At 40.4% G+C, this 998-nt stretch carries 1 protein-coding gene; it reads left to right on the top strand.

Annotated elements, in window-relative coordinates; all coding sequences use genetic code 11:
- Positions 1-738: OmpA family protein (locus ACS8FC_RS15155; protein WP_439297380.1), on the top strand; the 738-nt coding region annotated here is incomplete at its 5' end.
- Positions 739-998: the final 260 nt, after the last annotated feature.

Genomic DNA, 998 nt, shown 5'->3' on the forward strand with positions numbered 1-998 from the left:
AACTCTAAAGACACTATCGGTGACCTAGGTCTAGGTGCTATGTATCGTATCAACGATGCACTAAGCCTACGTGGTGAAGCTCGTGCAATTCATAACTTTGATAACAACTGGTGGGAAGGCATGGCTTTGGCCGGTCTAGAAGTTGTACTTGGTGGCCATCTAGCGCCTACAGTAGCTGTACCGCCAATGGAAGAGCCAATGGTTGACAACACTCCAGTAGTTGTTGTTGAAGCTGACCTTGATTCTGACGGCGATGGCGTACCTGATAGCATGGATGCATGCCCAGGCACCCCAATGAATGTAGTGGTTGATGAGCGCGGTTGCCCAGTACCAGTAGATATTACTGATGAGCTGAAAATGGAACTACGTGTATTCTTTGATAACGATAAATCAGCTATCAAAAACCAATACAAGCCAGAAATCGCTAAAGTAGCAGAAAAAATGCGTGAATATCCAAACTCTACAGCTCGTGTAGAAGGTCATGCATCTAAAACTGGTCCTTCAGCACGTTACAACCAACGTCTATCCGAAGCTCGTGCCGTTGCTGTTAAATCTATGCTAACTAACGAATTCGGTATTGCTCCAAACCGTCTATCAACTGTTGGTTATGGTTATGACCAACCAATCGCATCAAATGATACTGAAGAAGGTCGTGCTATGAACCGTCGTGTTTATGCCATCATCACTGGTGACAAAACTATGACTGTTGAGCAAACTAAAGATATGGTTGTTCAGTAAATATTGGACAATTAATCGTATAGTTAGATATATGGTTACAAAAAAAGCCGCCCAATTGGGTGGCTTTTTTTATTTATGTATTGAGAAAAGTAAGTTATTTCATAAATTTATGAATCAATAATGTTATACTAGCCACCCAAACATTCTGTAAATTGACAGAATGTACATTAGCATAGCTATCTGTACGATGAATTTATCGGCATAGATATTTGATTATATTGAGATTTTCTGAGCGATAGCATTTATTGTGTATCATCTAG

It is taken from the genome of Psychrobacter sp. 1Y4 (genome assembly GCF_051847555.1).